General features: G+C 32.2%; 1 protein-coding gene and 1 pseudogene. One reads left to right on the top strand and one right to left on the bottom strand.

Going from position 1 to position 1987, the window contains the following annotated elements:
* Positions 1 to 357: 357 nt before the first annotated feature.
* Positions 358 to 996, top strand: a pseudogene (locus EDM02_RS01625) (IS5 family transposase); the annotation flags it as partial.
* 261 nt (positions 997 to 1257) lie between these two features.
* On the opposite strand, the gene EDM02_RS05640 reads toward EDM02_RS01625, so the two are convergent.
* The gene (locus tag EDM02_RS05640; RefSeq protein WP_184891080.1) at positions 1258 to 1425 is read right to left on the bottom strand and encodes a hypothetical protein; all 168 of its coding nucleotides are present in this window, start codon (positions 1423 to 1425) and stop codon (positions 1258 to 1260) included.
* Positions 1426 to 1987: the final 562 nt, after the last annotated feature.

Below are 1987 nucleotides of genomic sequence, written 5' to 3'. Positions count from 1 at the left end.
TTTTTCAATGAGGGGAAAGTGGATTATTTATGATTAAATTTAATTGTCTATTGCAACGGCCTCCTATCGTTTCTGGCATAGAGAGGTGTTGCATAAATGGACCCATACGTACTGCCAATATCCGACATTCCGCATAAAATTTTTAAAATATATATTTCCCCCTTTTTAGGTTTTTTAGCGACAGATTCGTATGAGTTAGCCTTATTATTTTCGTAAAAACGGGCTATAAAGAGGCAATTTTCCTTTTCTTGCTAAGCTTTTTACTCCATATAATCAAAATATAACCTCATTAGATAGACCTTTGGCCCTGTTAGATATTTTCATATTCAATATCATATATTCTACAAGCCATAGNATAATCAACTATCTAATCATGGTGTATTAGTGCAACATGGTGCAATTATCGATGCCTCTATTACTCCTACTCCCAGATGTCCTAAATGGAAAAAAAGTTATGATCTTCATGCAGATGGCAGTATAACCGTATCTGAAAGTTATCAAAAAGGAGTAGATCCAGAAGCAAGTTGATCTAAAAAAGGCCCTAAGCTATATTATGGCTATAAGCGGCATATACTTGTAGAAAGTAAAGAAGGATTAGTGCTAGCCGTGAGTACCACAAAAGCATCTAGTCATGATAGTGGTCATTTAGAGGTCTTATTAGATAAAGTAAACTTACCACCAGGTAGCAGGGTATATGCAGGTAAGGGCTATAGTGGCTTACCTAATGAAACATTATTAAAGAAAAAAAAGTTAAAATCAGCTATTCAGAAGAAGGCTACTAAGAATAATCCTTTATCAGTTACCGCTAAGCGGTTTAACAAATTAATAGCTAAGACGCGTTATAAGGTAGAGCGTGTATTTGGTAGTATAAGAAGTTGGTTCCGCAGTTCGGGAGCCCGCTATATAGGTCTTGATAAAACACATACACAACATCTTATGGAAGCAATAGCTTATAACTTATACAGGTCCCCTAATATCATTTTAAGAGGTTGTTAGGGGAATGGTCTATCCAAAATGCACTAAAAGTATCTAAAAATCAATAAATAATAAGATTTTTGCTGCCATAACCCGACATTCCGCATAAAATTTTTAAAATATATATTTTCCCCTTTTTAGGTTTTTTAGCGACAGATTCGTATGAGTTAGCCTTATTATTTTCGTAAAAACGGGCTATAAAGAGGCAATTTTCCTTTTCTTGCTAAGCTTTTTACTCCATATAATCAAAATATAACCTCATTAGATAGACCTTTGGCCCTGTTAGATATTTTCATATTCAATATCATATATTCTACAAGCCATAGGTCCAAAATGCTGCACAATCTTTTTTAGTATATCATTCATATTGAGAACTATTTCATGATACTGTTCACCTATCTTTATTTTAAGTAGATGTACGCCATGAAAGAGTTTATAAATCCACTTCATGGTANCGAACGACGATGATTAGCCAAAGCCAACCCAACCTTTTAACATAAATATTAATTTTGCTATAAATTAAAAATCAAAATGTAGAATTGATTTGTTTTTTATTGTTGTTATGTTCTGTATCAAAATTTATAATAAAATTTTTATTCTCTTTTCTAATAACCATCTCAGTTGCTCACTTGTCAGTCATAATTCTTTCATATTTATTCATTTAATTACACTTTCACTTGCAATTCTAACTCATTTTTCAAGCCAATTTACGACCTGTGATGTGCCATCGTCTTTTGTTCATTCATTGTCGTGTTGAATCCAATAATTGGAGGAGTTTGAATTTGGNNNTTAAGAAAAATAGAATCTACTTCAAAACTGTTATCTTTAATAAACTTAAATCCTGATTCAGTACAAGATTGTTCTTTATAAGTAGATAATATTTCGCTATCTTTAAGAGCAATTTCATCTAATTGATTGGTTGCTAGAATAAAACGTCCTTTACTTAACGTAGCATGTTCAATCTTTTCTTCATCTCGTAGTAAAACTGTATGGGCTTTGTATTCAATTTTGT

Source organism: Candidatus Cardinium hertigii, assembly GCF_003788695.1.
This window is presented reverse-complemented; position numbering and strand designations above follow the sequence as displayed.

Excerpts from the sequence above, each read along its gene's own strand:
- EDM02_RS05640 (WP_184891080.1), bottom strand. The coding sequence starts at position 1,425 with ATGAAGTGGATTTATAAACTCTTTCATGGCGTACATCTACTTAAAATA.